The sequence below is a fragment of the Azospirillum sp. SYSU D00513 genome (assembly GCF_017356015.1).
Taxonomy (GTDB): domain Bacteria; phylum Pseudomonadota; class Alphaproteobacteria; order Azospirillales; family Azospirillaceae; genus Azospirillum.
The window spans coordinates 66,649-89,442 of record NZ_JAFIQV010000013.1 but is presented as its reverse complement, the minus strand read 5'-3'; the positions used below and the strand labels follow the sequence as shown (position 1 = coordinate 89,442).

The window sequence follows — 22,794 nt, the reverse complement described above, 5'->3', positions numbered from 1 at the left end:
CGTCCCCGCCGATCCCCCGTGGCTGGGCGAGGTCGTCCTCGCGGGTGGGCTGGCTTTCTTATGTGAGAGGCGCGGCGTCCGGGTCAAGCGTCCGCGTCCGTACGGATTATCGCCGGAACGGGGTGGTGCCGGACAGGGCTTCCGCGATCCTGGCAAGCGAACGCCCTACGAGGGCGGCTTCTTCGGGCGAAAGCGGGGCGTCGCCGGCGGGGGTGGAGCCGCAGCGAGCGACGGCGCTGCCCACCGGGGCTCCGTCCGCCTCCATCCCGCCCGGCTCCGCCGAACTTTCCCGGCGGCAGACCGATGCCGCTTCCTCGACGAGCGGCAGCGGCAGAAGCGCCGACAGGCGCGCCGCGAGCGAAGGCTCTCCGCGCGCGTGCAGGCCGGCGGCGGCGTAGAGCGCCACCGCTTCCAGTGCGACCGTTCCGGATTCCAGGGCGCGCGCGAGTTCGGCCTGCAAGACGTCGGGCGCCAGCGTGCCGGCGTTGCGCCGGAAGGCGCGGAGCGCCGGCGCATGTTCCAGGACGGCGGCGATGTCCTGGAGGTCCGCGGCCTCGAAGGCGCGCGCCACCGGAACGAGCCGCGCGGTCAGGCCGGCGCGCTCCGCGTTCACCACGCTGAGAAAAGCCGCCAGACGCGCGGGCGAACGCCGCATCGCCTGGAGTTCGGCCAGGCTCGCGCGGCGCAGCGTTTCCGCCCAAGCCAGCGCTTCCTCCGAGACGAGCACCCGGTCCAGCGGCATGTGCCGGGCCATGGCCGCTGCGCGGTACTGGATGTCGGCCACGGTCGCCATCATGGCACGGGAGAGCGCCAACCAGCAGGCCGAGACGTCGAGCACGTGGACGCAGCCGGGCAGGCGGCGGGAAGCGGCGAGAGGCCGGAGGTCGCGCTGGATCACCGGCTCGAACCAGTCCGTCCAGAGCCGCCGCGCATGCTCCTGACGGCGGCCGGCCAGCAGGTCGAGGAGCATGCCCGTCACCGGAGCCACGGCGGAGCCCGCGGGCTCCGCGTCCGGATCGGGGTCGCCTGCGGCGATCCGGTCGAACAGCCGCATCTGCAACTGGCGGTCGAGGCGGAGCAGAAGCCGGCGGACCGGTTCGTACTGTCCCGTCATCATGTCGCTCCGCTGCATTCCGCCGCCCTCCCGCGCCCGTCGATTCGAGCCTCTTGCCTGAGAGTCCAATCTATGCGACCGGAGCCGCGCTGGACACGCAACAATCGCAAGGAATGGTGGCAACATGCGCCGCGCCGCGCGAGGTTTCCGACAGTTCGCAATAAATTGTGTCATCTGCGGGGTGTCTCCAAGAATCGGCTTCCCAAAGCCGCGCGAGGCGGTATTCCTTGGTTGCATTGGTCTGCGCGCGAGAGGCCGTCGAGAAGGGACCGTTGGAGAACGCAATGAGGATGGACGACGATCTGCTGTTCCGGCCGGACGCCGAGGAGGAACAGTCGGCCGCCGAAGGGCAGGCGGAGCCCTGGACCATCCTGGTGGTGGACGACGACCCGCAGGTGCACGCGATGACCGCCGTGCTGCTGCGCGACTTCGAGTTCGACGGGCGCCGCTTCGAGATCGTGAGCGCGCTGTCCGCGGCGGAGGCGCAATCCGTCCTTGCCGGCCGCCCAGAGATCCCCGTCGCCCTGCTCGACGTCGTCATGGAAACGGACGACGCGGGCCTGCGGCTTGTCCGCCACATCCGCGACGTGATGGGCAACACCCGCATGCGCATCATCTTGCGCACCGGCCAGCCGGGCCAGGCGCCGGAGCGGGACGTGGTCGTCGCCTACGACATCAACGATTACAAGAGCAAGAGCGAGCTGACCGCGCAGCGCCTCTTCACCGCCCTGGTCAGCGCACTGCGGGCATGGCGCGACATCGTCACCATTGAGCGGCACCGGCAGGCGCTGGAGCGCATCCTGTCCGTCTCCTCGGCCCTCTTCGAGAAGCGGTCCATGCGCGGGCTGGTCGAGGGGCTGGTGAACCAGCTCGGCCGGGTCGTCGATCACGGGCTGGCGCAGCCTTGCGCCGGCTCGACCGTCGCCTGCCGCGAGGTGGTGTCGGGCGACGGGGTGAGGCGCATCAGCATCGTCGCCGCCACCGGCCGCCATTCGCCCCTCGCCGGGCTGCCCGCCACCGAGGCCTTGCCGGCATCCCTGGCGGCGGACGTCGCACTGGCTTTCGAAAGCCAGGAAAGCGCCTATTCGGGCGACCGCTGCGTGCTGGTCTTCCGAACGCGTGAGCATGGGGTGACGGTCTTCCTGCTGGAACGGCCGGAACCCTACAGCGCGGACGACCACCGGCTGCTGGAGCTGTTCTGCAACCGCATCGCCATCGGCTTCGACAATGTCTGCCTTTACGAGGACCTGATCGCGCTGAACCAGTCCCTGGAGCAGCGCGTCGGCGACCGGACGGCGGAGCTGGCGGCCAACCAGGTGGCCCTCGTCGCGGCGAAGGAGCGGGTGGAGCGCGCGCTCGAGCGCGAACTGGCGGCGGGCGACAACCAGCGCCAGTTCCTCGCCATGGTCTCGCACGAATTCCGCACGCCTCTGGCCATCATCGACAGCGCCGCCCAGATGCTGGGCTTCCGGGCGGAGCGGATCGACCCGGATATGCTGGAACGGCTCTCCGTCATCCGCACCAGCGTGCAGCGGCTGACCGGCCTGATCGAGGCGCACCTGACGGACGAGCGGCTGCAATCCGGCACGCTGGTGCTGGAACGCCGCCAGGTGGATCTGCCGGCGCTGCTGCGCGACGTCGTCCGCCCCTTCCAGGTGACCCATCCCGGCAACCGGTTCGAGCTGGAACTGGACGGTCTGCCGTCCCATCTCTCCGGCGACGCCAACCTGCTCGGGCTGGTCTTCTCAAACCTCGTCAACAACGCTGTCAAATACGCGGGCGCCTCCCCTTCGGTGACGATCCGCGGAGGCAAGGATGGGCCGATGGCGGTCGTCGAGGTCGTTGACAACGGCTGCGGCATCGCCGAGAACGAGATCCCGCGGCTGTTCGACCGCTTCTTCCGGGGGGCGGGCTCCGTCGGCGTGCCCGGCACGGGCATCGGCCTGCACACGGTCCAGCAGGTCGTCCAACTCCACGGAGGGGCCATCGACGTGGACAGCGAGCCGGGCGCCGGCTCCACCTTCCGCGTCGTCCTGCCGGTGCGCGGCGCCACGGCATGAGACGGAGCCAGAGTTCAGCTCGGTACCCGGCCGCACGGGACGGTGGCCGCCGCATGCGGATGATGAGATAGTCTCCACCCCTTCCTCGATACGCCTCAACGGATCTGCACGGATTCCAGCAATGCTCGCCCATCAATACTCGATCATCAAACGGGACCTCGACGCCAAGGGTATCGTCTTCTCGTTCAGCGGGTATCTGTCCGAAGGCATCCTCTATTCCCTCGGCGAGGCCCTGCGCGAGAAGATGACGCTGGAGGAGACGGACGGGCCGACCATCCGGCGCGTCTTTTCCGTCTTCGTCGAGCAGATGCAGAACATCATCCGCTATTCGGCCGAGAAGCTGACCGGTGGCGAGCAGCGCGCCGTCGAGCTGAGCGCCGGCATGGTGACCATCGGCATGGAGCAGGGGAAGGTCTTCATCGTCTGCGGCAACATCGTGCTCAACTGCGACGTGCCGCGTCTGAGGGAGCGGCTGGATTTTCTCAAGGGGCTCGACAAGGACGCCATCAAGACATACTACCGCGAGCAGCTGCGCGAAGCCCCGGAGGAGGGGAGCCGGGGCGCCACGATCGGCCTGATCGAGATCGCGCGCCGGGCGAGCGAGCCCATCGAGTACGACTTCGCGCCCTCCGAGGACGGGAAGACCTTTTTCTGCCTGAAGGTTAGAATCTGAGCGCGATCATGGATTCCCTGAACATTGCCGCGACCGGCCGGACGCCGGACGTCCATTTCGATTTCGCTTCGGGCGTCCTGCGCATGCGCGGCGAGTCCTACCCGGACGATGTGGCCACCTTCTTCGGCCCGATCTTCTCGGCGCTGCGCGCCTATCTGGCCGAGCCGGACAAGACGCCGATCCGCTTCGACATGGAACTGGTCTATTTCAACAGCTCCAGTGCCAAGGCCCTGATGAACATCTTCCAGATGCTGGAGACGGTCGCGGAGGGCGGGCGCGACGTCGCCATCGACTGGTACTACGAGCCGGACGATGACTCCATGATGGAGCTGGGCGAGGATTTCTCCGAGGACCTTAAAGCCGTCGCCTTCACGATGAAGGCACGCCCCGCGCACAAGACCTCGCCAGGCTGAGCGCATGGATTTCACGCTGTTCGACGCCGAGGAGCAGGCGATCCGTCAGGCCCGCCTGCTCGCGGAGAAGCTGGCCTCGGCGGCGCCGGAATGCAGCGCCGAGTTCGAGGCGCTCGTCGACAGCTTCAAGCGCAGCTACCGCGAGCAGCGCCGCCTCGTCCGCGTCAGCGACCGTCTCCAGGCACAGGTCGGCGCGGCCAACCAGGAGCTGGAGCGCCGCCGTCAGGAGGCTGAGACGGCGCTGGAAAGGCTGCGCGAGGCGCAGGAGATGATCGTCCAGGCCGAGAAGCTCGCCTCGCTCGGCGCGCTCGTCGCCGGCGTCGCCCACGAGATCAACACGCCGGTCGGCATCGCCGTCTCCTGCGCCTCTCATCTCTCCGATGCCACCGCCGAGCTGAAGGGGAAGGTCGAGGCAGGCGCGCTCGGTCGGGCGGACTTCAACCGCTATCTGGCCACGGCGGCGGACACCACGGCGCTGATCCTCTCCAACGCCGGGCGCGCGGCCGAGCTGATCAACAGCTTCAAGCAGATCGCCGTGGATCGCGCCAGTGCCGAGCGCCGGCGCTTTCCGCTGCGCTCCACGATCCAGGAAACCCTGACCAGCCTCCAGCCGAAGCTGCGCCCTGGCCACCACACGGTCGAGGTGACCTGCCCGGCCGATCTGGAGGTGGACGGCTATCCCGGAGCCGTCTCGCAGATCCTGACCAACCTCGTGATCAATTCCCTGACCCACGCCTTCGCGGAGGGGCAGGCGGGAACCATGTCCATCGCCGCCTCCAGACCCGATCCCGACACGGTGCAGCTCGTCTACCGCGACGACGGGCGGGGAATCCCGCCGGACCACCTGACGCAGATCTTCGAACCCTTCTTCACCACCCGGCGCGGGCAGGGGGGAAGCGGTCTCGGCCTGCACATCGTGCACAACCTGGTGGCCGGCCCACTGAAGGGGACCATCACCGTCGAGAGCCTGGCGGGCAGCGGCACCACCTTCACCGTGACCTTCCCACGCCGCGCGCCCGACGCCTGAGGGCTGCCGGCTCCGCCGTGCCTCATCAGCCGGGCATCAACCCTGGGCGGGAACCATCGGGCTCATCGGCTTTGCATGGCGCATCACGACCAGCGTCTTGAAGGAACGCACGCTCTCCTCCCCCAGAAGGACGCGCCGGGTCAGCTCGTCGTAGCTTTCCATGTCGCGGGCGACCATGCGCAGCGCGACGTCGTGATCGCCGGTCACGTACCAGGCCTCGACGACCTCGGGGACGGCGGCGAGTTTGCGCATCAGCTGGTCGAGCGTGTGGGCGCGTTCGCGCTCCAAGGTGACCAGCACGATCATCATCAACGGCCAGCCCATGGTGCGCGGCCGTACGACCGCCACCTCCCGCTCGATCGCGCCCGTCTCGCGCAGCCGCCGCACGCGCCGGTAACAGGCGGGAGCTGACAGCCCGACCCGCTCGGCAAGCTCCGGAAAGGGCATGCGCGCGTCCCCCTGGAGCTGCTCCAGTATCTTCAGGTCCAGGGCGTCGAGGTCGGTCTTCTGCATCGTCGTTCTCCAGGGCGATAAATTTTATCGTTTTCCCGCCCAAATCGACACCCTTCGACGGTGCCCACCGCTAATCTCCGGCGCGAGCGGTTCGCCGGTCCCGGCGCGAACGGCAACGGATTCGAGAGTCCCTTCCATGAAACCGAACGCGTTCCTGGCCAGCCGTATGGCGGCGGCCTTCCCGATGCTCGTCCCCGTCGGCGCGTTGCTGCTGGCGATGCTGTCGATCACCTCGGGCGTCTCGGTCGCGAAGACCCTGTTTCCGGTCGTCGGCGCGGAGGGCACCACCGCCCTGCGCCTGTCGCTCGCGGCGCTCATGCTGGCCCTGGTCTTCCGGCCCTGGCGCGCGCGGCTGTCCAGGCGCAACGCGCTGCCCCTGCTGCTCTATGGCGGCTCGCTGGGTGCCATGAATCTGCTGTTCTACATGGCGCTGGAAACGGTGCCGCTGGGCGTCACCATCGCCCTGGAATTCTCCGGGCCGCTCGCGGTCGCCGTGTTCGCCTCGCGGCGCCGGATCGACCTGCTCTGGGTCGCATTGGCCGCCGCCGGGCTGCTCCTGCTTCTTCCGCTCGGCTCCTCGGTCGGTGCGCTCGATTGGCGCGGCGTCTGTTTCGCGCTGGGCGCCGGGGTCTTCTGGGCCTTGTACATCCTGGCCGGGCAGCGCGCCGGGGCGGAGCACGGCGCGCAGGCCGCCGCACTGGGAATGATCATCGGCGGGCTTCTGGTGACCCCGGTCGGGATCGCCCATGCCGGATCAGCGCTGCTCGAACCGGCGGTTCTGCTCGCGGGCGCCGTCGTCGCCCTGCTGTCGGGCGCTCTGCCCTATGCGCTGGAGATGGTCGCCCTGCGCCGGCTGCCCACCCAGACCTTCGGCACGCTCACCAGCGCCGAGCCGGCCATCGGCGCGATGGTCGGGCTGGCGCTGCTGGGCGAGTTGCTCTCGCCCGTTCAGTGGCTGGCCATCGGGATGATCGTACTCGCCTCGGTCGGCACGACCCTGTCCGCGAGTCCGAACCTGCGGGGCTGACGGCGTCCCTCAGGGTTTCAGAGCACCCGGACCTGCGCCGAGAAGACGTAGCCGACTCCGTGAACCGACTTCAGCGGCGCGGTGCCGCCGATGGCGGCCTCGATCTTGTGGCGGAGGCGGCCGACGACCGTGTCGATGGAGCGGTCCTCGGGGTTCCAGCGGCGGCTGTAGAGGGCCATGGAGATCTGGTCGCGGGTGGCCGGCTGGCGGGCCTGCGCGGCGAGCAGGGAGGCCAGCTTCATTTCCATGCTGGTCAGGCTGATGCGCACGCCTGCGGGGCTGGTCAGCGACCATTCCGTCGCGTCCAGCGCCCAGCGCCCCTCTTCGCCGGCCTCCTCGGCGGGAGCGGACGGGGCCGCCTGCGCCGGCTTGGCTTCCGAGGATTCCAGGCGGCGCAGCAGCGCCTTGACCTGGGCTTCCAGCTCGCGCATCTCGACGGGTTTCACCAGATAGGCGTCGGCGCCGATCTCCAGCCCGACGACCCGGTCCACGGTCGAGCCGCGCGCGGTCACCATGATGACGCCGAGGTCACGGTTCTCGCGCAGGCGGGACGCGATCTTGAAGCCGTCCTCGCCGGGCAGGTTGACGTCCAGGATCACCAGCGAGACCGGCTTGACCGCGGCATGCTCGTCGAGCTCCTGGCCATTGCGCGCGCCAAGGGCGTCGAATCCGCAGCTTCGCAGATATTCCACCATGTCGCGCCGTAACGAGGTCTCGTCTTCGACCACGACGATCACCGGTGCCACCATGCCTGCCCAACCCCGTGCGCTGACGCTGCCTCAACCCCTGGCCGGAACATACCCTAGGATGTGGCTCAACCAAAGGAGCTAATCTTGCCGGGGTTATGCCGGAACGTCCAGAGACCCCGTTCGGCCTGTCACGTTTCGATGCAAAATTCCGCAATTTGGAGCGCCACCTTTGCGGGCAGCCTCCGCATCATGAGCGAACTGTATAACAAATTTGGCTAAAATGCTCAAAGGTTCCGTCGAGTACGCGCCATCGACCTTCGAGGAGCGGGGCGCCGCCGTGGCGTTCACGACCCCGCTGCTGTCGCAGACCCGGGTTCGCCGGGGGGAGCGTTCGCGGCTGGAAGTGTTGATCCCGAGCCTTTCGGAAGGGCTGGGGATCTATGTCGTCGCCTGGAAGGCCGTGCCGGAGATGGTCGGCATGACCATGCACGACCGCTACCTGCACGAGTTGATCGTGAAGCAGGAGGAATGCTCCCCGCAGGAGATCCGCAGCGCCACCCTGCGCGCGGCGCGGCGCGGGCTGGCCGGGCCGGAGGCGGTGAAGGCCGCCCGACAGGCGCTGGAGGAAGAGGAGGAGCAGCGGACCCTCACCAACTATCTGCTGCTCATGTCGGTCCTGAAAGCGGTGGGGCTGGAATCGGCGGACGTGCTGAAGGCGGGGCTCGACACCGACGAGGGCCAGCGCCTGACCCGGCAGCTCATGGCGCGCGCCGCCGCCGCGCTGCGCATGGAACCCAATCTCCTCTACGCCCGTCTGGCGCAGATCGCCGACACGGTGGCACCGGTCGGGCTGGCCCAATCGCCCAAGCCCGGCCGGCTGCTGCGTGGCCTGATGGAGCTGAAGGGCTTCAAGTCCTCCATCGAGGATTGGTCGAACGAGGCCATGAGCGAAGCGGCGCCGGTCGCCGCCTTCTGCGCGGAGGTGGCGCAGCACACCGTCGCCATTGGGGATGCCGTGCTGGGGAACCTTCACCGCCGTGTCGCGGCCATCGGCCAGATCCTGCGCGACTGGGACGCGGAAATGGCGGAGATCCGCCGTCTCGCCGCGCGGATCGCCTGGCTGCTCGACGGCTGGGACCACATAGCCAAGGCCTGGGAGATGGCCATGGAGCGGGATGACCGCCACGCCCAGTCCATGGTGGTGAACGAGCTGTTCCGCATCATTCCGCTGGTTCCCCGCCTCGAATCGGACCGCGACCTCAGCGGCGAGGCGGAGCGGGTCGCTGCCGTCCACCGCCGCTCCGTCCGCGCCTTCGAGGACTGGCGGACGGGCCGCATGGACGTGGACGCGATCCGGCGCATCGAGATGCTGAAGGCGAAGGCCGCATGACCCGGCCGGACCCTCCGGCCGGCGCCACGCCCACTCCTGCGGCATCGCCTGACGTGCTGCCGGTGCTTCGCGAGCGCCTGCTCGACATTCCCGAGGCGAAGTTCGTCGAGGTGGTCCGCCTGCTGGAGCATGTCCGGGATCATCCCGACGTCCGGCAGACCTTCGCCACGATCCGGCCCCGGCTCTCGCGGGTGAGACCGGCGCGACGGCCGACGCTGAAGCGGATCCTGTGCATGCCCTTCGAGGATGTGCTGGAGACGCTGGACGGCGTGGACGTGCCGCTCGGCCGCATCGAGCGGCGGGTCATCGAGCCGGTCTGGCGGATCGTGCGGGAGCGGGCGGACGCCGCCCAGCTCGCGGCGCTCGAACGCGCGGTGCAGGGTCTGGACGCCGCGAACCGCAACGGCCTGCTCAACGTCGGAGGGCGGCTGTGGCCGCTGGCGGCCGCGGCACTTCACGGGGCGCTCGATGGGGACGGCGACCGGCGGCTGCTCTGGACGGGCTTCGGCGGCGACGAGGCGCTGGCCGCCCAGGCGCGGAGCGTCGCCCATATCCTGGAGATCGGCAGCATCGTCGAGTCGCTGAAGGCCGAGCTGTCGCCCCGGCCCGTCCCGGCGCTCGGCGAGGGGCACGTTGCGGCCATCGAGCAGGCGGCGCAGGCCGCCGCGCGGCTGTCCCCGAAGACGGTCTATTACCTGCTGCTCATTGCCGCCTCCCGGCTGGCCGCGCCGGCCGGGCTTCTGGACGTGCTCAACGACCTCGATCTTGGGCGCGCCAACCGGGAGCAGCCGGCGCTCTTCGCGCAGCTCAGCGGCCTCGTCGTCGCCAATCTGGAGGAGCGCACCGCCCGGATGGACGGGCCGGCGGCGGGGGCCACCTCGCCGGACGAGGCGGTGGACATCGCGTTGCGGCTGATCCAAGGGCTGGACACGACCAGCGCCGTGATGGACCACAGGAACGAGACCGCCTACCGCGAGCGGCTCGCCGCCGTGCGCGGGGCGGTGCGGACCATGCTGGACGAGACGGTGATCCGGACGGCGCCGCGCGGGGTGCTCGACGCCATCGCCCTCATCGACGGCGACGGCACAGGGCTCACCAGGGACGACGAGGCGCAGACCGCGGCGGAGGACCACGCCCGCGCGCTCCGCCGCTGCGAGGCGCTGGCCGACTCCCTGGAGATGCGCCACACGCTGGAGAAGGCCATCGCCGGGCTTGGCGCCGGTCTCACCAAGCGCGCCAACGCTCTGGTGGCCGCCTACCCGAGGCTGGTCCGTCGCGCACCCGACCCGGAGACGGCCGAACTCAGCCTCTTCTACGCCCTGCGCCTCGTGGAGCTGGTCGCCGGCCCGATCCAGGCGGAGGAACTGCGCCGGGCCACCATGGCCATGCTCGCCCAGATTTCCGGGGACGAACCTTGAGGTTTCCCGTGGGATGATGACCCTATCTTGAGCCCGCTCGTGGAACCCTGGGATGGAGCATGGGCGAGTGCACAACGGGACCGGGTGCGGGAACCGGTGTCAGTGCTTGCCGTTGCAGGAGGACTGGGCCATTTCGGCCGTTGTGCAGCGGCGTCGCGCAGCACAATGTTGCACAACGGAAAACGCGCCGCCCTTTTCGTTTCGCTCCTGGAGCGGTGAAGGCATAAACTGCGGGCATGGCACAGCTTAGCGACGATTGCTTCGCCTTCGGCGGCGAACTGATGGCGGTGGACCGCGCCCTTTCCCTGCTCGCCGAACGGATCGGGCCGGTCACGGGGACGGAACGGGCGGGCCTCGGCGACGCGCTCGGCCGCATCCTGGCGGAAGAGGTCGTGGCGCCCTTCGACGTGCCGCCGCACGACAACTCGGCCGTGGATGGCTACGCCGTCTTCTTCGACGATCTCGACCCGGCCGGCGACACGCGGCTGCCGGTCACCGCGCGCGTTCCGGCGGGCCGCGCCCTCGGCCGGCCTGGGCGGCGGGGCGAGGCGGTGCGCATATTCACCGGCGCGCCCATGCCCGAGGGCTTCGACACCGTCCTGATGCAGGAGGACTGCCGGACCGACGGCGGCGACGTCCTCATCCCCGCCGGCATCAAGCGCGGCGCCAACCGGCGCAAGGCGGGCGAGGATATCCGCGAAGGGCAGGTGATCCTCACCAGTGGGCGCCGGCTCCGTCCGGAGGACATCGGGCTTCTCGCCTCCATTGGGCGGACCGCGCTGGAGCTGCGCCGGCCGCTGCGCGCCGCCGTCTTCTCCACCGGCGACGAGGTGCGCGAGCCGGGCGCTCCACTGGAGCCGGGCTGCATCTACGACGCCAACCGCTACGTGCTCATATCGGCCCTGCGGCAGCTCGGCTGCGCGGTCACCGACCTCGGCATCCTGCCGGACCGCGTCGAGGACGTGCGCGCGGCGCTCGCCTCCGCGTCCCGCGACCATGACGTGCTGGTCACCTCCGGCGGTGTCTCCACCGGGGAGGAGGACCATGTGAAGGGGGCGGTGGAGGCGGAAGGGGCGCTGCATTTCTGGCGCCTCGCCATCAAGCCGGGGCGTCCGGTGGCGCTGGGCCGGGTCGGCACGGCCGCCCTCATCGGGCTGCCCGGAAACCCGGTCGCGGTGTTGGTCACCTTCCAGCGCGTGGCGCGTCCGATCCTGCTGCGCCTTATGGGGGCCGCCGCCGATGAGCCGCCCCTGTTCCCGGTGCGGGCCGAGTTCGCCTACAAGAAGAAGGCCGGACGGCGCGAGTATGTGCGCGTCCGCCTGTCGCGCGGCGCTGATGGCGGCTTGACCGCGGTGAAGCACCCGCGCGAAGGTGCCGGCATCCTGTCGTCCATGGTGGAATCGGACGGGCTGGTCGAGCTGCCCGAGGAACTGACCCGGGTCGAGCCCGGCATGACCGTCCAGTTCCTGCCGTTCAGCGAGGTCCGGTGATGAAAATTCTCTATTTCGCGTGGCTGCGGACGAAGATCGGCATTCCGTCGGAGACGGTGGAGCTGCCATCCGGCGTGACCGATGTCGGCGGACTGGTGGACTGGCTGAAGACGCGCAGCCCGCGCCACGCCGAGGCGCTCGCCAACAGCAAGGTCGTGAAGGTCGCCGTCAACCAGGAGCATGTCCCCTACGACCATCCGGTCGCCGCGACCGATGAGGTCGCCCTGTTCCCGCCGGTGACGGGCGGCTGAGGGCATGGCCGGTCCGGCGGGCGCGCGCCAGTACCTGTTCCAGCCGCCGGAGCATGGGCTTCAGGCCGAGCTGTACCTGCCCAAGCGCGCTGATTTCCAGGGCATCCTCTACGACACGCTGACCCAGGCCTTCGACGCCGCCAACGTGCGCGCCTATCTGGCCGACGCGCATGAGCGCGCCCACATCGTCGCCTTGCTGAGGCCCCACTGGCCGGAACTGGTCGACCGCATGGACGAGATCGCGGAGCGGCTGGAGACCGGCATCCAGGGCTACACGCTCTACGAGGTCGATGGAGTCTATGCCGGGGCGGACGGGGTGGTGTCGGAACGCACGCAGATCGTGCGGATGATGTTCGTGCCGGGGCTGGACGCGATCGCCGGTCGCATCCGGCTCGACCCCGATCCGGCGCGCAACGCCGCCCGGCTGCGGGACGAGGCGAAGATCCTGCTGCGGGATTACGGCGCCGACACCGGCTTCTTCCGGGCGCGCAACGACGAGGCGCTGAGGCGCGGCGCGCTGGCGCCGGAGCTGGTGGCGCTCTGCCGGGCGCTGGAGGACTGGCTGGAGGAGGTGGGGCTGCTGCTCTACGGCTATGTCGCCGGCCGCATCTGCCTTGCCATCCGCGACCGCGACCTGCGGCCAGAGGAGGAGATCTGGGTCACCTCCAACTGGGGCTTCACCCTGAACAGCCTGCGGCTCGGCATTCGCAACGGGAAGGACGCGCCATGACGGTCAAGGTGCAGCGGGAGGATTTCGACGTCGGGGCGGAGCTGGCGGCCATGACCGCCGGCAGGACCTCCATCGGCGGCGTCACGCTGTTCGTCGGGCTGGTCCGCGACATGGCCGGCGGCGAAGCGGTGAGCGCCATGACGCTGGAGCATTATCCCGGCATGACCGAGAAGCAGCTGGAGGCGATCGAGGCGGAGGCCCGGGGACGCTGGCCACTCGACGACGTGCTGATCATTCACCGCCATGGCCGGCTGGAACCGGGCGACCAGATCGTCCTGGTCGCCACCGCCTCGGCCCACCGGCAGGCCGCCTTCGACGGCTGCCATTTCCTGATCGACTGGCTGAAGACCAAGGCGCCCTTCTGGAAGCTGGAGGCAACGCCGGCCGGGGAGCGCTGGGTCGAGGCCAAGGAATCCGACGACGAGGCGGCGTCCCGCTGGGCGCGGGACGCCTGACGCGTCAGTTCACCCGCCGCATCACCGTTTCCAGCCGCCCCTTGCCGTCGCGCTCCTTCCACGTGCCGGTCAGCCGGCCGTCGCCGCGCAGGCTGTAGCGCAGGATGTTGCGGCCGTTCTCGTCGAAGACCAGCTCGCCATCCTCGACGCGGCCCTTGCGGCGCACCCGCTCGGGCTTCTGGTCGGGCTCGACCCCCGGCCCCAGCAGATACTGTGCCTGGACCTCGCCGCCCGCGACCTTCTCCACGGACAGGGCGACCTCGCGGCCGTTCAGGTAGGCGCCGTACCAGGTGCCCAGATAGGGGGTGGCGGGGGAGGGCGGCTCGGAGCCCGAGGCGCTGGCCGACTGCAGGCCGGCCTGCAGCAGGTCCGAACTCGGCGTGCGGCCCCAGCTCTCGTCGCAGGGCGGGTCGTTCGGGCCGGGGCCGGACAGGGCGAAGCGGACGATGCAGTCGCCGAAGCGGCGGACGAACAGGCCCGTCGTCGAGGCGGCGTGGCCGGGCAGGTTGGCCGGCTGGTCGATGACCAGATGCGGAAGGCCGCGGCCAGTCAGGATGCCGCGCGCCGGCTCCGCCCGCCCACCCGGATCGAAGTCGTCGCCATGGAAGAAGAACAGCATCACGCGGGCGCTGCGGACCTCCTGAAGGATCGGCCAGAGCCGGCGCGCGTTGTCGCGGTAGCTGTCATGGGCGTCGAAGAAGTTCCCGAAAGCGGCCGGCGCCGTGCCGACCACCGCGTCCACCCGGCTGGTCTGGCCGGCGGCCATCAGGGAGATGAAGGCGCCGAAGGACTGACCGGTCAGCACCACCCGCGCGTAACCCCGGTCCTTGAGGCCGTCGGCGTGCCGGGCCAACGCGCGCGAGCTGTTCGGCAGCGTGTCGCTGACGCGCATGCGGTCCAGCCGGTAGACGTCCCAGCCGGCCTTCTGGAAGGCCGTCATGTAGAGGGGCGTCGGCGCCTCGGAATCCTCGCTCTCGACCGAGCGTCCGTGGCTCCACACCACAGCACCCATGGCCTTGCCAGGCCCTTGGATGCTCTGTTCCCCATAGGCTGGAACGAGGCGGATCTGGGCCGCGGCCGGCGCCGCCTCCAGAACGAAGCCCGTGCCCGCGACGACCCCAACTGCGACGATAAGCCCCCGAAGTGCCTTTCCGATGGTCCGCAACATCATCCACGCTCCCTGCCAGAGGAGCCAGGAATCACCGATCGGAGTTAATGGTCCGTTTCCGGGCCTGTCTCATCCGCTTTTTGTCACTCCTCCGGAGCCATGCGGACGCAAAGCGAATAATAATGATTCGCAAATTTGGCGTTGCGTGTTTAAGGTCCGTCACGCCAAACCCTGAGGGAGGAAGGCATGATGATGACCGGCGGAGAGGGACGGCTGTCCCTTTGGACGATGGACGACCTGACCGGCCCGGAAAGGGCGCTGCTGTGCGCCGTCCGGCAATGGTTCCGGACGGGGACGACCGGGGCGATGGCGGCGATGCGGGCGCGACTCGACGGTGCCGGGATCCCGCGGACGGCCTTGCTGCCGCTCTTCGCGGTGCTCGGCGGCTTCGCCGTCGTGGGGGTCCGCAGGCCGGAGATCGGCTCGCCTGGCGACACCCGCATCCTGCGGGACGAGGCAGCCCTGCTCGACCTGCTGGCGGCCTATCAGGACGGCGACGAGGCGGAGGCGGCCGACACGCTGGCGCTCTGGCTGCCCCCGCTGGTGTGCCGCATGGCGTCGGCGAACGCGCGTCAGCTCGCCGGGCTTCTCGGTGGCTCCGGCATCCGCATGATCCGCCGGCGGCCGCTGCGGATCGTGGCCCTGGCCGCCGAATGACCGTTAGAGTGCCGCGCTGAGGTTCGCGGCGGGCCTCAGCCTCTTGCGCAGGATCCACTGGTCGATGGGCAAGTGGACCAGCTCGCCTCCGGGCGTGCGGTAGGAGTAGCGGCCCTTCTCCGTGCCATGGACGGCGTAGCCGAGGCGGTCGTAGAAGCCGAGGACGCCCGCGTTGTCGCGGTCCACGCCCAGTTCGGCTTCCATGATCCCACGGCTGAGCGCACACCGCTCGGCCGCCGCCATCAGCCGCACGCCGAGCCCGGCGCCGCGCAACGGCGGGAAGACGCGCAACGCCCACAGCGTCGCGCGTCCGTAACGCTGCTTGCGGGCGAAGTCGATGCAGACCTGGCCGCCGGGGAAGCCGTTCACCTCGGCGACGATGAAGACGCCGTTGCCGCGTTCCTGCATGGCGAAGCCGGTGGCAATGATCTCCCGGTGCGGGGTGTGCAGGCCGTACCACTCCAGGACCGGCAGATCCTCGGCCCGCGCGAGGCGTATGGTCAGCGGCATGGACAGGTCACCCTGCTCCGCGAGGTCCGCCTCCCACCGGTTCGCCATCGCGCTCCTCCGAAGAAAGTACCCTTCTCAACGGCGGCTCATTCGCCGATGTTCCCCATGAACCTAGCACCGCCGCAGGGCGTTGTCCCACCGACGAAAGCCGCTGGAGACTCCGTGTGGACACCATCCTGCCTCCCGATGCGGACGCCCTGCGGGAGCGTGGCGCCGCCCTCCTGCGCGCCCGCCAGCCCCGCGAGGCGCTGGCCCTGTTCGACCGGGCGGTGGCGCTGGGGGCCGACCCGCTGGAGGTCGGCGGCGAACGGTGGATGGCCGCGATGCTGCTCGGCGACTTCCCGACCGCCTGGGAGGTCAGCGACCTCGTGCTGAGCCGGACGGCGCCGGACGGCTTCAACGATCCCGGCAAGCCCCACCATCAGCGCGCCGTTTGGGACGGCAATCCCTTCGACGGGAGGAGAGTGCTGGTCCGCTGCTATTCGGGGCTCGGCGACGATATCCAGTTCTGCCGCTACCTGCCGCTTCTGGCCCGCCGGGCGAGCGGCCTCGTGGTCCAGGCGCCGGAGTCCCGGCACGAACTGTTCGCCGCCCTGCCTGGAGTGGATGCGGTCTTCCCGCTCGGCGATGACGTCGAACTGCCGCCCTTCGACGTCCAGGCGGAGCTGATGGAGCTGGCTCACGCCTTCCGCACGAGCCTGGAGACGATCCCCGCCGACGTGCCCTACATCAGGCCCGAACCGGCCAGGATCGCGGTGCAAGCTGCGCGGTTCGAACGGCGGGAAAGGCTGGCCGTGGGGCTGGCCTGGGCGGCGGGCGCCTGGGACGGCGGGCACCGGACCCTGCCGCCGGAGGCCGTCGAGCGCCTGACGGAGGTGCCGGGCATCGACTGGATCTGCCTTCAGCGGGGGCCAGCACTGGCCGACGCCGGCCGGCTGCCCTTCCGCGACCGGGGCGAACGCACCGAGAGCCTGTTCGACACGGCTGCGATGATCGCGTCGCTGGATCTCGTCATCTCTGTGGACACCTCCGTCGCCCATCTGGCTGGAGCGATGGGCGCGCCGGTCTGGACGCTGCTGCGCTGTGAGGCCGACTGGCGCTGGATGGTGGAGCGGGAGGACAGCCCCTGGTACCCGACCATGCGGCTGTTCCGCCAGCCGGAGGAGGGCGCCTGGGTAGCCGTCGCCGATCGGGTGGCGGAGACGCTCGCGGCGTTCGCGCGCTGACGCGGGAAGCGGCAAACGCAAATCGGCGGCACCCGTGAAAGGTGCCGCCGATTCGGAGTGTGGGAGCGTAGTGCCGGACGAGCGTCAGGCGACCATGTGAGCCTGATGGTGAACCTGCGGGCGGCGCAGGGCCGAAGCCGCGCTGAGCACCGCCTTCTGGAGCTTCTCGAAGGCGCGCACCTCGATCTGGCGGACGCGCTCCCGGGAGACCGAGAACTGCTGGCTCAGCGCCTCGAGCGTCGAGGGGTCGTCGCGCAGGCGGCGCTCATAGAGGATCCGGCGTTCGCGGGCGTCCAGCCGGCCGAGCGCCTGACCCACCAGTTTGCGGCGGAGCGCCAGCTCGTCGGCGTCGGCAATGGTCGACTCCTGCGTCGGCCGATCATCGGCCAGCAGCTCCAGCCAGTTGGTCTCGCCGTCGCTGGACAGGGTGGCGTCGAGCGAGCTGTCGTTGGAGGACAGACGCCGGTTCATCTCGACGACCTCCAGTTCCGGCACGTCCAGCTCGGTCGCGATGGCGGTCACCGTGGCGGGCGAAAGATCCCCCTGCTCCAACTGTTCCATCTGGCTCTTCAGGCGGCGCAGGTTGAAGAACAGCTTCTTCTGCGCGGCCGTGGTGCCCATCTTCACCAGCGACCAGCTGTGGAGGATGTATTCCTGAATGGCGGCGCGGATCCACCAGGTCGCGTAGGTCGCGAAACGGAAGCCGCGCTCGGGATCGAATTTCTGGGCGGCCTGCATCAGGCCGACGTTGCCTTCCGCCACGAGATCGACCAGCGGCAGGCCATAGCCGCCGAAGCCTCGGGCGATCTTGATGACGAGCCGCAGATGGCTGCCGACCAGCTGCTCGAGTGCCTGGGCGTCGCCGCGGTCGCGAAAGGCTACGGCAAGTGCACGTTCGTTTTCCGGGGCCAGGATTGGATAACGCTTCGACTCTTCGACGTAACGGCTCAGGGTGGCATTCTCGCCGGTCAGAAGTCTTTTAAGCACTCCAAGGCCTCCTCTATCCAACACTCCATGGTCTTCCGAGACCACGCCCGTCCAACGTCTGCAAAGCGGCATCGCGGCGGCTTTGCATCTTATTTCTGAGGCTTTTCTTTGAAATTCTCAGCAATGGACCGTAACTGACAAATTCAGTTTGTCGGGTAATCCATTGTCCAGCAAGCGCGTTGAAGGGCAAAGGCGCGTGTTTTTCGGCGTATATCCGCGCAGTTCTGCCGTCCGGATCGCCGTTTCGGCAGAGCGGAACCTTGTATCACCTGTGCGGAATGGCCAGTCTGACCTTCGGCCAGGTGCTTAGTCCATGGTCCTGCATTTCGACAGCGCTGTCGCTACGGTGTTGCCCAGACGGGATGAGGGAAGAGGACGCTATCCGCCGCAGAGCCTAAGGCGCAGGGCCGGATGTCGAGGTGGCGCACCGAAAGGAGCATGCGGCGCCCGGCATGCACCACAAGTAGGGAGGGGAATTGACCTGGTCATCCAGACTTTCGTCCAGGGCCGTTCCAAGTCGAAGCGCATAGATTCCCGGCCCGAGGTATGGCCCGGCGGCGGCCGTCATGCTAGCGTCACGGCAGCGAAACTAGAGGCCTTCCATGCTGATTCGTGACAGCCGTGCGGACGATCTGGACCGCATTCAATCCATCTATGCTCACCACGTGCTGAATGGCGCGGGAAGTTTCGAGGAGGTGCCGCCCGACATCGCCGAGATGGCGCGGCGGCGCGACGATCTTCTTTCCCGCAACTGTCCTTACCTCGTTGCCGAGCTGGAAGGCGTTCTCGTCGGCTACGCCTATGCCGGTCCCTTCCGCCTGCGCAATGCCTACCGTTTCACGGTCGAGGATTCGATCTACATCGCGCCGGACGCGGTCGGAAAGGGCGTCGGAAGGGCGCTGCTCGCGGCGCTCGTCGGCCGTTGCACGATCCTGGGGTTCCGACAGATGATCGCGGTCATCGGCGACAGCGGCAACGCCGCGTCGATCGGCCTGCACCGGCATCTCGGATTCGAGCATTGCGGAACGCTCACCGCGTCCGGCTTCAAGTTCGGCCGGTGGGTCGACACCGTCCTGATGCAGAGGGCGCTGGGCGAGGGCAACGGCACGCTCCCCCCCGTCTGAACGGGTCCCGATCGGCGTTGCCGGAACGAAGAAGGGCGCTCCTCGCGGAGCGCCCTTCTTCATGGACCGGAGAAAAAGCCGGGCGGCCCGGCGGGTTCGGCCATCCGCCGGACAGCCGGGCCCGCGCGCGTCAGCCGTTGACGGAGTCGCGCAGCTGCTTGGCCGGCTTGAACTTCGGAGCCTTGGAGGCGGCGATCTGCACCACTTCGCCGGTGCGCGGGTTGCGGCCTTCGCGGGCGGCGCGCTCGGCGACCTCGAAAATGCCGAAGCCGGACAGGCGCACTTCCTCGCCGCGGCCGAGCGCAGCCTGGATGCCTTCGAACACCGCCTGGACGACCTTGGACGCGTCGGCCTTCTTGATGCCGGCGCTGGTGGCGACGGTGTCGATAAGCTCAGCCTGGTTCATGCGAAGACTCCTTGGAATGGGATGTTTGCGGCTTTTCCGTGTTATTGGCAGATGCAAACCATCCGCACAAGAGCCAACACCCCCCCGGCAACTGGCGGTGTTTTCCCAATGTCGAGTTCTTGTCCCACCTGTGGCGCGGAAGCATCATAGGGCAGGGGGCATGCCTAAAACCCCAGCTTTTGCAAGGCCGCGATGGAGGTCGCCGCACTCGTGTGCAGGATGAAGGTGCCCCCTGCGGCCTCCCAGGGATCCCGGGCCTTGTCCCGGTCGTCGACGAGCACCTTTCCCGGCCCGGCGTAGCGGTGCTTGTCGCGTGCCATGCAGGTGATCACCCGGACATGGGGGCCGAGCATCGAGGCGACCCACCGCCGCTTCTGTTCCGGCGCCCAGGACCCCATGGGCAGGCCCGTGAGGATGGTCGGGTCGTGGGGCGCGCAGAAGGACCAGAGGTCCTGTGCGTCGTGCATGAACTCCAGCGTGCCGAAGAAGTCGGCATGGCGGGAGAGTTCCCGCCACATGACCTTCATCGAAAGCTCTTCAGGCCTTTTGCCCGTGACCTTCTTTACCCCGCGGTCAAAATCCGCGAGCACGCCGTCGAGGTCAAGAAACAGTTCCATCGTCGCCATGGCCGCCGCATAGCCTCCACCATCGTTTCACTGCCCGACGATAACCGCGGCGGGCCGAACTTGTCTTTCCGGGTCCGATGACGGGAACCATGCGCCCCTCGGGCAGTTTGCACCGCAATATCGTTCATCGCGGCGCACGCGCAAACTCATCATCCCACATCCGGCCGCCGAGCCCGGAAGCGAGGTGCTCATGACCGTCATCGGCATTTCAGGATCCTACGGCGGCCTCAACGTCGGCGACGAGGCGATCCTCACCTCGGCGGTCGAGCAGCTGCGGATGGCCGTCCCCGGCGTGGAGATCGTCGTCTTCACCCGCAACGCCGAGCACACGCGCCTCAACCACGCGGTCGATCGGGTGGTGTGCCCGCGCGACGCGATGCGGGACGAGATCATCCCCGAGGTCCGCCGCCTGGATCTCCTGCTGCTCGGCGGGGGCGGCATCCTCTACGACAGCGAGGCGCAAACCTACCTGCGCGAGGTCGTGATCGCCCAGCAGTACGGCATCCCGACCCACACCTTCGCCATCGGCGTCGGCCCCCTGAAGGACCAGATGGAACGGAGCGCCGTGCGCGACGGGCTGAACCGCATGGGCGTCATCACCGTGCGGGAGCAGAGCGCCAAGCGGCTGATCGAGGAGACCGGCGTCAGCCTGCCCGTTACGGTCACCGCCGATCCGGCGCTGCTGCTGACCCCGGAGCCCTTCACGCGGGAGATGCTGGCGGAGGCGGGCATTCCGGGGGACCGCAGGCTGGTGGGCATGTCGGTCCGGGAAGTGGGGGCCGCGGCACCGGACCTGTCGGAGGCGGCCTACCACCAACTCCTCGCGGAGGCCGCCGACTTCATCGTCGAACGGTTCGGGGCGGAGGTCGTCTTCGTGCCGATGGAGCGTGCGGACCTGCGGGAGGCGCACCGCGTCATGGGCCGGATGTCGATGCCGGACCGCGCGCATCTGCTGGGCTACCGCTACCGGCCGCGACAGATCCTTGGGCTGATGCAGCATTTCGAAATGGCCGTCGGCATGCGGCTGCATTTCCTGGTCTTCGCGGCGGTCACGGGAACGCCGCTGATCGCCTTGCCCTACGCCTCGAAGGTCTATGACTTCCTGGCCTCGCTCGGGCTGTCGCCGCGCGCCACCGTGGCGCACAGCACGGTCGGAACCTTCCTGGCCGACCTGGACCGGCTGTGGGACCACCGGGCCGAGCAGACCGGGATGCTGCGGGAGCGCGTCCCGGAACTGCGGGAGCGTGCCCGCCGGACCGTCCCGCTCGTCACGCGCGCCGTCACCGAGCCCGGCACCGTCGCGGTCTGACGCGTCGCCGGCGCGTGGGCGCGCACCCTGCGGGCAAGACCTCCAGGGGAGCAAGAAGAAGGGAGAGGAACCATGCCCATTCTGACCGGACCGGCCAGCCCCGAAACCGTCATGCTGCCGCCGCGCCCCGCCCTCCGCGCGGGCCGGTGCCAGGTTCTCGTCGTCGGCGGCGGGCCGGCCGGCATGGGGGCGGCGCTGGGAGCCGCGCAGGCCGGGGCGGACACCATCCTGGTCGAGCGTTACGGCTTCCTCGGCGGCAACGCCACGGTCGCGCTGGTGATGCCCTGGATGAGCTTCTACACGCAGCGAGGTTCCGTCGCGGTCGTGGACAACACCAAGCTCATGCCGCAGGACCACGGCCCTGGGGAACCGGTCGTCGGTGGCGCGCTGGCCGTCTATCTCGGGCGGCTCTATGCCAACCAGGGCGCGATCCCGCCGTCGCCCGACACGGGGTTCACGGTGCCCTTCGATCCGGAAATCCTCAAGGTCACGGCGCAGCAGATCCTGGACGAGGCGGGCGTGAAGGTCCTGCTCCACGCTTTCGCCTCGGGCATCCTGGGCGACCGGGGAAAGCCGACGGGGGTCGTGTTCGAGACCAAGTCCGGCCCGGTCGTCATCGAAGCCGACACCATCGTGGACTGCACCGGCGACGGCGACATCGCCGCCCTGTCCGGCTGCGACTACGAGGTCGGACGGGAGGAGGACGGGCTGGTCCAGCCGATGACCCTGATGTTCCGGATGTCCGGATTCGATCATGCGGGCTTTTCCGATTACGTGCGCGCCAACCCGTCGCAGTGGCGCGGCGTTCACGGCTTATGGGATCTGGTGGCCAAGGGCACCGCCGCCGGCGACCTGAATCTGACGCGCGAGGACATCCTGTTCTTCGCCACCACCCACGGGATGGAGGTCGCGCTGAACTGCACGCGGGTCACCGGCGTTCTCGGCACGGACGTTTTCGACCTGACGCGGGCGGAATGGGAAAGCCGCCGTCAGGCCGCGGAGATCGCGGGGTTCATGAAGAAGCACGTGCCGGGCTTCGCGGAGTCGCACATCTGCCAGACCGGCGTCGCGGTGGGCGTGCGGGAGACCCGGCGCATCGTCGGCGAGTACCGCGTGACGGCGGACGACGTGCTGGGCGCGGCCAAATTCGAGGATGCCGTCGCACGCGGCACCTATCCGGTGGACATCCACAGCCCTACCGGAAAGGGGACCGTCCTGAAGCGGGTGCCCTCGGGGGAGTGGTACGAGCTGCCCTTCCGCTGCCTCGTTCCGAAAGGGGTGAACAACCTTCTCGTGGCCGGACGCTGCATCTCCGGCTCTCACGAGGCCCATTCGTCCTACCGCGTCACGCCGACCTGCATGGCGACCGGCCAGGCCGCGGGGGCGGCTTGCGCTCTGGCCGCGATGCGCCGGGAGCGTCCGCGCGACATCCATCCGGGGGCCATCCAGCGCGAGCTGCTGCGCCAGGGCGCCCTGCTGCGGGAACCGGCGGACTAGGCGCGGACGCCGCCGGTCCTTCCGCCGACGCGGG

Annotated in this window: 24 protein-coding genes; 16 read left to right on the top strand and 8 right to left on the bottom strand. The window is 69.1% G+C overall.

Going from position 1 to position 22,794, the window contains the following annotated elements:
* Positions 1 to 106: 106 nt before the first annotated feature.
* The gene (locus JUB11_RS12125; RefSeq protein WP_207458803.1) at positions 107 to 1,132 is read right to left on the bottom strand and encodes a hypothetical protein; all 1,026 of its coding nucleotides are present in this window, start codon (positions 1,130 to 1,132) and stop codon (positions 107 to 109) included.
* Between the two features lie 272 nt (positions 1,133 to 1,404).
* Between JUB11_RS12125 and JUB11_RS12120 the strand changes: the two genes are divergently transcribed.
* The 4 genes from JUB11_RS12120 (at position 1,405) to JUB11_RS12105 (ending at position 5,287) form a co-directional block, all read left to right on the top strand.
* Positions 1,405 to 3,174 carry a DUF3369 domain-containing protein gene (locus JUB11_RS12120; protein ID WP_247887003.1) on the top strand — a complete coding sequence of 590 codons (1,770 nt, stop codon included), beginning with the start codon at positions 1,405 to 1,407 and terminating at the stop codon, positions 3,172 to 3,174.
* A gap of 121 nt (positions 3,175 to 3,295) precedes the next feature.
* The gene (locus tag JUB11_RS12115) at positions 3,296 to 3,847 is read left to right on the top strand and encodes a SiaB family protein kinase (protein ID WP_207458801.1); all 552 of its coding nucleotides are present in this window, start codon (positions 3,296 to 3,298) and stop codon (positions 3,845 to 3,847) included.
* Between the two features lie 8 nt (positions 3,848 to 3,855).
* Positions 3,856 to 4,260: a DUF1987 domain-containing protein gene (locus JUB11_RS12110; protein ID WP_207458800.1), complete on the top strand. Its 405-nt coding sequence runs from the start codon at positions 3,856 to 3,858 to the stop codon at positions 4,258 to 4,260.
* A 4-nt stretch (positions 4,261 to 4,264) separates the two neighbouring features.
* A complete protein-coding gene (locus JUB11_RS12105) occupies positions 4,265 to 5,287 on the top strand; it encodes a HAMP domain-containing sensor histidine kinase (RefSeq protein ID WP_207458799.1) in 1,023 nt (340 codons plus the stop codon).
* A gap of 36 nt (positions 5,288 to 5,323) precedes the next feature.
* Here the strand turns inward: JUB11_RS12105 and JUB11_RS12100 are convergent, their stop codons facing one another.
* The gene (locus JUB11_RS12100) at positions 5,324 to 5,800 is read right to left on the bottom strand and encodes an Lrp/AsnC family transcriptional regulator (protein WP_207458798.1); all 477 of its coding nucleotides are present in this window, start codon (positions 5,798 to 5,800) and stop codon (positions 5,324 to 5,326) included.
* Positions 5,801 to 5,936: 136 nt separating this feature from the next.
* Between JUB11_RS12100 and rhtA the strand changes: the two genes are divergently transcribed.
* Positions 5,937 to 6,827: a threonine/homoserine exporter RhtA gene (gene rhtA / locus JUB11_RS12095; RefSeq protein WP_207458797.1), complete on the top strand. Its 891-nt coding sequence runs from the start codon at positions 5,937 to 5,939 to the stop codon at positions 6,825 to 6,827.
* Positions 6,828 to 6,844: 17 nt separating this feature from the next.
* Here the strand turns inward: rhtA and JUB11_RS12090 are convergent, their stop codons facing one another.
* On the bottom strand, positions 6,845 to 7,576 hold the full coding sequence (locus JUB11_RS12090; RefSeq protein ID WP_207458796.1) for a response regulator transcription factor: 732 nt from the start codon (positions 7,574 to 7,576) through the stop codon (positions 6,845 to 6,847).
* A gap of 220 nt (positions 7,577 to 7,796) precedes the next feature.
* Between JUB11_RS12090 and JUB11_RS12085 the strand changes: the two genes are divergently transcribed.
* From JUB11_RS12085 to moaE, 6 genes are all read left to right on the top strand, one after another.
* A complete protein-coding gene (locus JUB11_RS12085) occupies positions 7,797 to 8,906 on the top strand; it encodes a hypothetical protein (RefSeq protein WP_207458795.1) in 1,110 nt (369 codons plus the stop codon).
* On the top strand, positions 8,903 to 10,324 hold the full coding sequence (locus JUB11_RS12080) for a hypothetical protein (RefSeq protein WP_207458794.1): 1,422 nt from the start codon (positions 8,903 to 8,905) through the stop codon (positions 10,322 to 10,324). Before JUB11_RS12085 ends, JUB11_RS12080 begins: the two co-directional genes overlap by 4 nt.
* Before the next feature lie 236 nt (positions 10,325 to 10,560).
* Positions 10,561 to 11,814, top strand: coding sequence for a gephyrin-like molybdotransferase Glp (gene glp, locus JUB11_RS12075; RefSeq protein WP_207458793.1), 1,254 nt, complete (start codon positions 10,561 to 10,563; stop codon positions 11,812 to 11,814).
* Complete coding sequence (gene moaD, locus JUB11_RS12070) at positions 11,814 to 12,065, top strand: molybdopterin converting factor subunit 1 (protein ID WP_207458792.1); 252 nt, start codon at positions 11,814 to 11,816, stop codon at positions 12,063 to 12,065. Before glp ends, moaD begins: the two co-directional genes overlap by 1 nt.
* Before the next feature lie 4 nt (positions 12,066 to 12,069).
* Positions 12,070 to 12,795, top strand: coding sequence for a hypothetical protein (locus JUB11_RS12065; RefSeq protein ID WP_207458791.1), 726 nt, complete (start codon positions 12,070 to 12,072; stop codon positions 12,793 to 12,795).
* The gene (gene moaE, locus JUB11_RS12060) at positions 12,792 to 13,250 is read left to right on the top strand and encodes a molybdopterin synthase catalytic subunit MoaE (protein WP_207458790.1); all 459 of its coding nucleotides are present in this window, start codon (positions 12,792 to 12,794) and stop codon (positions 13,248 to 13,250) included. Before JUB11_RS12065 ends, moaE begins: the two co-directional genes overlap by 4 nt.
* A gap of 4 nt (positions 13,251 to 13,254) precedes the next feature.
* On the opposite strand, the gene JUB11_RS12055 is transcribed toward moaE, so the two are convergent.
* Complete coding sequence (locus tag JUB11_RS12055; RefSeq protein ID WP_247887002.1) at positions 13,255 to 14,421, bottom strand: alpha/beta hydrolase; 1,167 nt, start codon at positions 14,419 to 14,421, stop codon at positions 13,255 to 13,257.
* Between the two features lie 183 nt (positions 14,422 to 14,604).
* Between JUB11_RS12055 and JUB11_RS12050 the strand changes: the two genes are divergently transcribed.
* On the top strand, positions 14,605 to 15,075 hold the full coding sequence (locus JUB11_RS12050) for a hypothetical protein (protein ID WP_207458789.1): 471 nt from the start codon (positions 14,605 to 14,607) through the stop codon (positions 15,073 to 15,075).
* Between the two features lie 3 nt (positions 15,076 to 15,078).
* Here JUB11_RS12050 and JUB11_RS12045 read toward each other — a convergent pair whose 3' ends face one another.
* Positions 15,079 to 15,633 (bottom strand): GNAT family N-acetyltransferase, encoded by a 555-nt coding sequence (locus JUB11_RS12045; RefSeq protein WP_207458788.1) that lies wholly within the window; start codon positions 15,631 to 15,633, stop codon positions 15,079 to 15,081.
* A 116-nt stretch (positions 15,634 to 15,749) separates the two neighbouring features.
* Between JUB11_RS12045 and JUB11_RS33365 the strand changes: the two genes are divergently transcribed.
* The gene (locus JUB11_RS33365; protein ID WP_207458787.1) at positions 15,750 to 16,811 is read left to right on the top strand and encodes a glycosyltransferase family 9 protein; all 1,062 of its coding nucleotides are present in this window, start codon (positions 15,750 to 15,752) and stop codon (positions 16,809 to 16,811) included.
* Positions 16,812 to 16,895: 84 nt separating this feature from the next.
* Here JUB11_RS33365 and rpoH read toward each other — a convergent pair whose 3' ends face one another.
* Positions 16,896 to 17,798 (bottom strand): RNA polymerase sigma factor RpoH, encoded by a 903-nt coding sequence (gene rpoH / locus JUB11_RS12035; protein WP_348771415.1) that lies wholly within the window; start codon positions 17,796 to 17,798, stop codon positions 16,896 to 16,898.
* A 602-nt stretch (positions 17,799 to 18,400) separates the two neighbouring features.
* Between rpoH and JUB11_RS12030 the strand changes: the two genes are divergently transcribed.
* Positions 18,401 to 18,922: a GNAT family N-acetyltransferase gene (locus JUB11_RS12030; protein WP_207458785.1), complete on the top strand. Its 522-nt coding sequence runs from the start codon at positions 18,401 to 18,403 to the stop codon at positions 18,920 to 18,922.
* Positions 18,923 to 19,052: 130 nt separating this feature from the next.
* Here the strand turns inward: JUB11_RS12030 and JUB11_RS12025 are convergent, their stop codons facing one another.
* Both JUB11_RS12025 and JUB11_RS12020 read right to left on the bottom strand, forming a co-directional pair.
* A complete protein-coding gene (locus tag JUB11_RS12025) occupies positions 19,053 to 19,328 on the bottom strand; it encodes an HU family DNA-binding protein (protein WP_207458784.1) in 276 nt (91 codons plus the stop codon).
* A 164-nt stretch (positions 19,329 to 19,492) separates the two neighbouring features.
* Positions 19,493 to 19,954, bottom strand: coding sequence for a hypothetical protein (locus JUB11_RS12020; protein ID WP_207458783.1), 462 nt, complete (start codon positions 19,952 to 19,954; stop codon positions 19,493 to 19,495).
* A 190-nt stretch (positions 19,955 to 20,144) separates the two neighbouring features.
* Between JUB11_RS12020 and JUB11_RS12015 the strand changes: the two genes are divergently transcribed.
* Entirely contained in the window at positions 20,145 to 21,263 is a 1,119-nt protein-coding gene (locus tag JUB11_RS12015; protein ID WP_207458782.1) for a polysaccharide pyruvyl transferase family protein, read from the top strand.
* 72 nt (positions 21,264 to 21,335) lie between these two features.
* A complete protein-coding gene (locus JUB11_RS12010) occupies positions 21,336 to 22,760 on the top strand; it encodes an FAD-dependent oxidoreductase (protein WP_247887001.1) in 1,425 nt (474 codons plus the stop codon).
* The last annotated feature ends 34 nt before the right edge of the window (positions 22,761 to 22,794 follow it).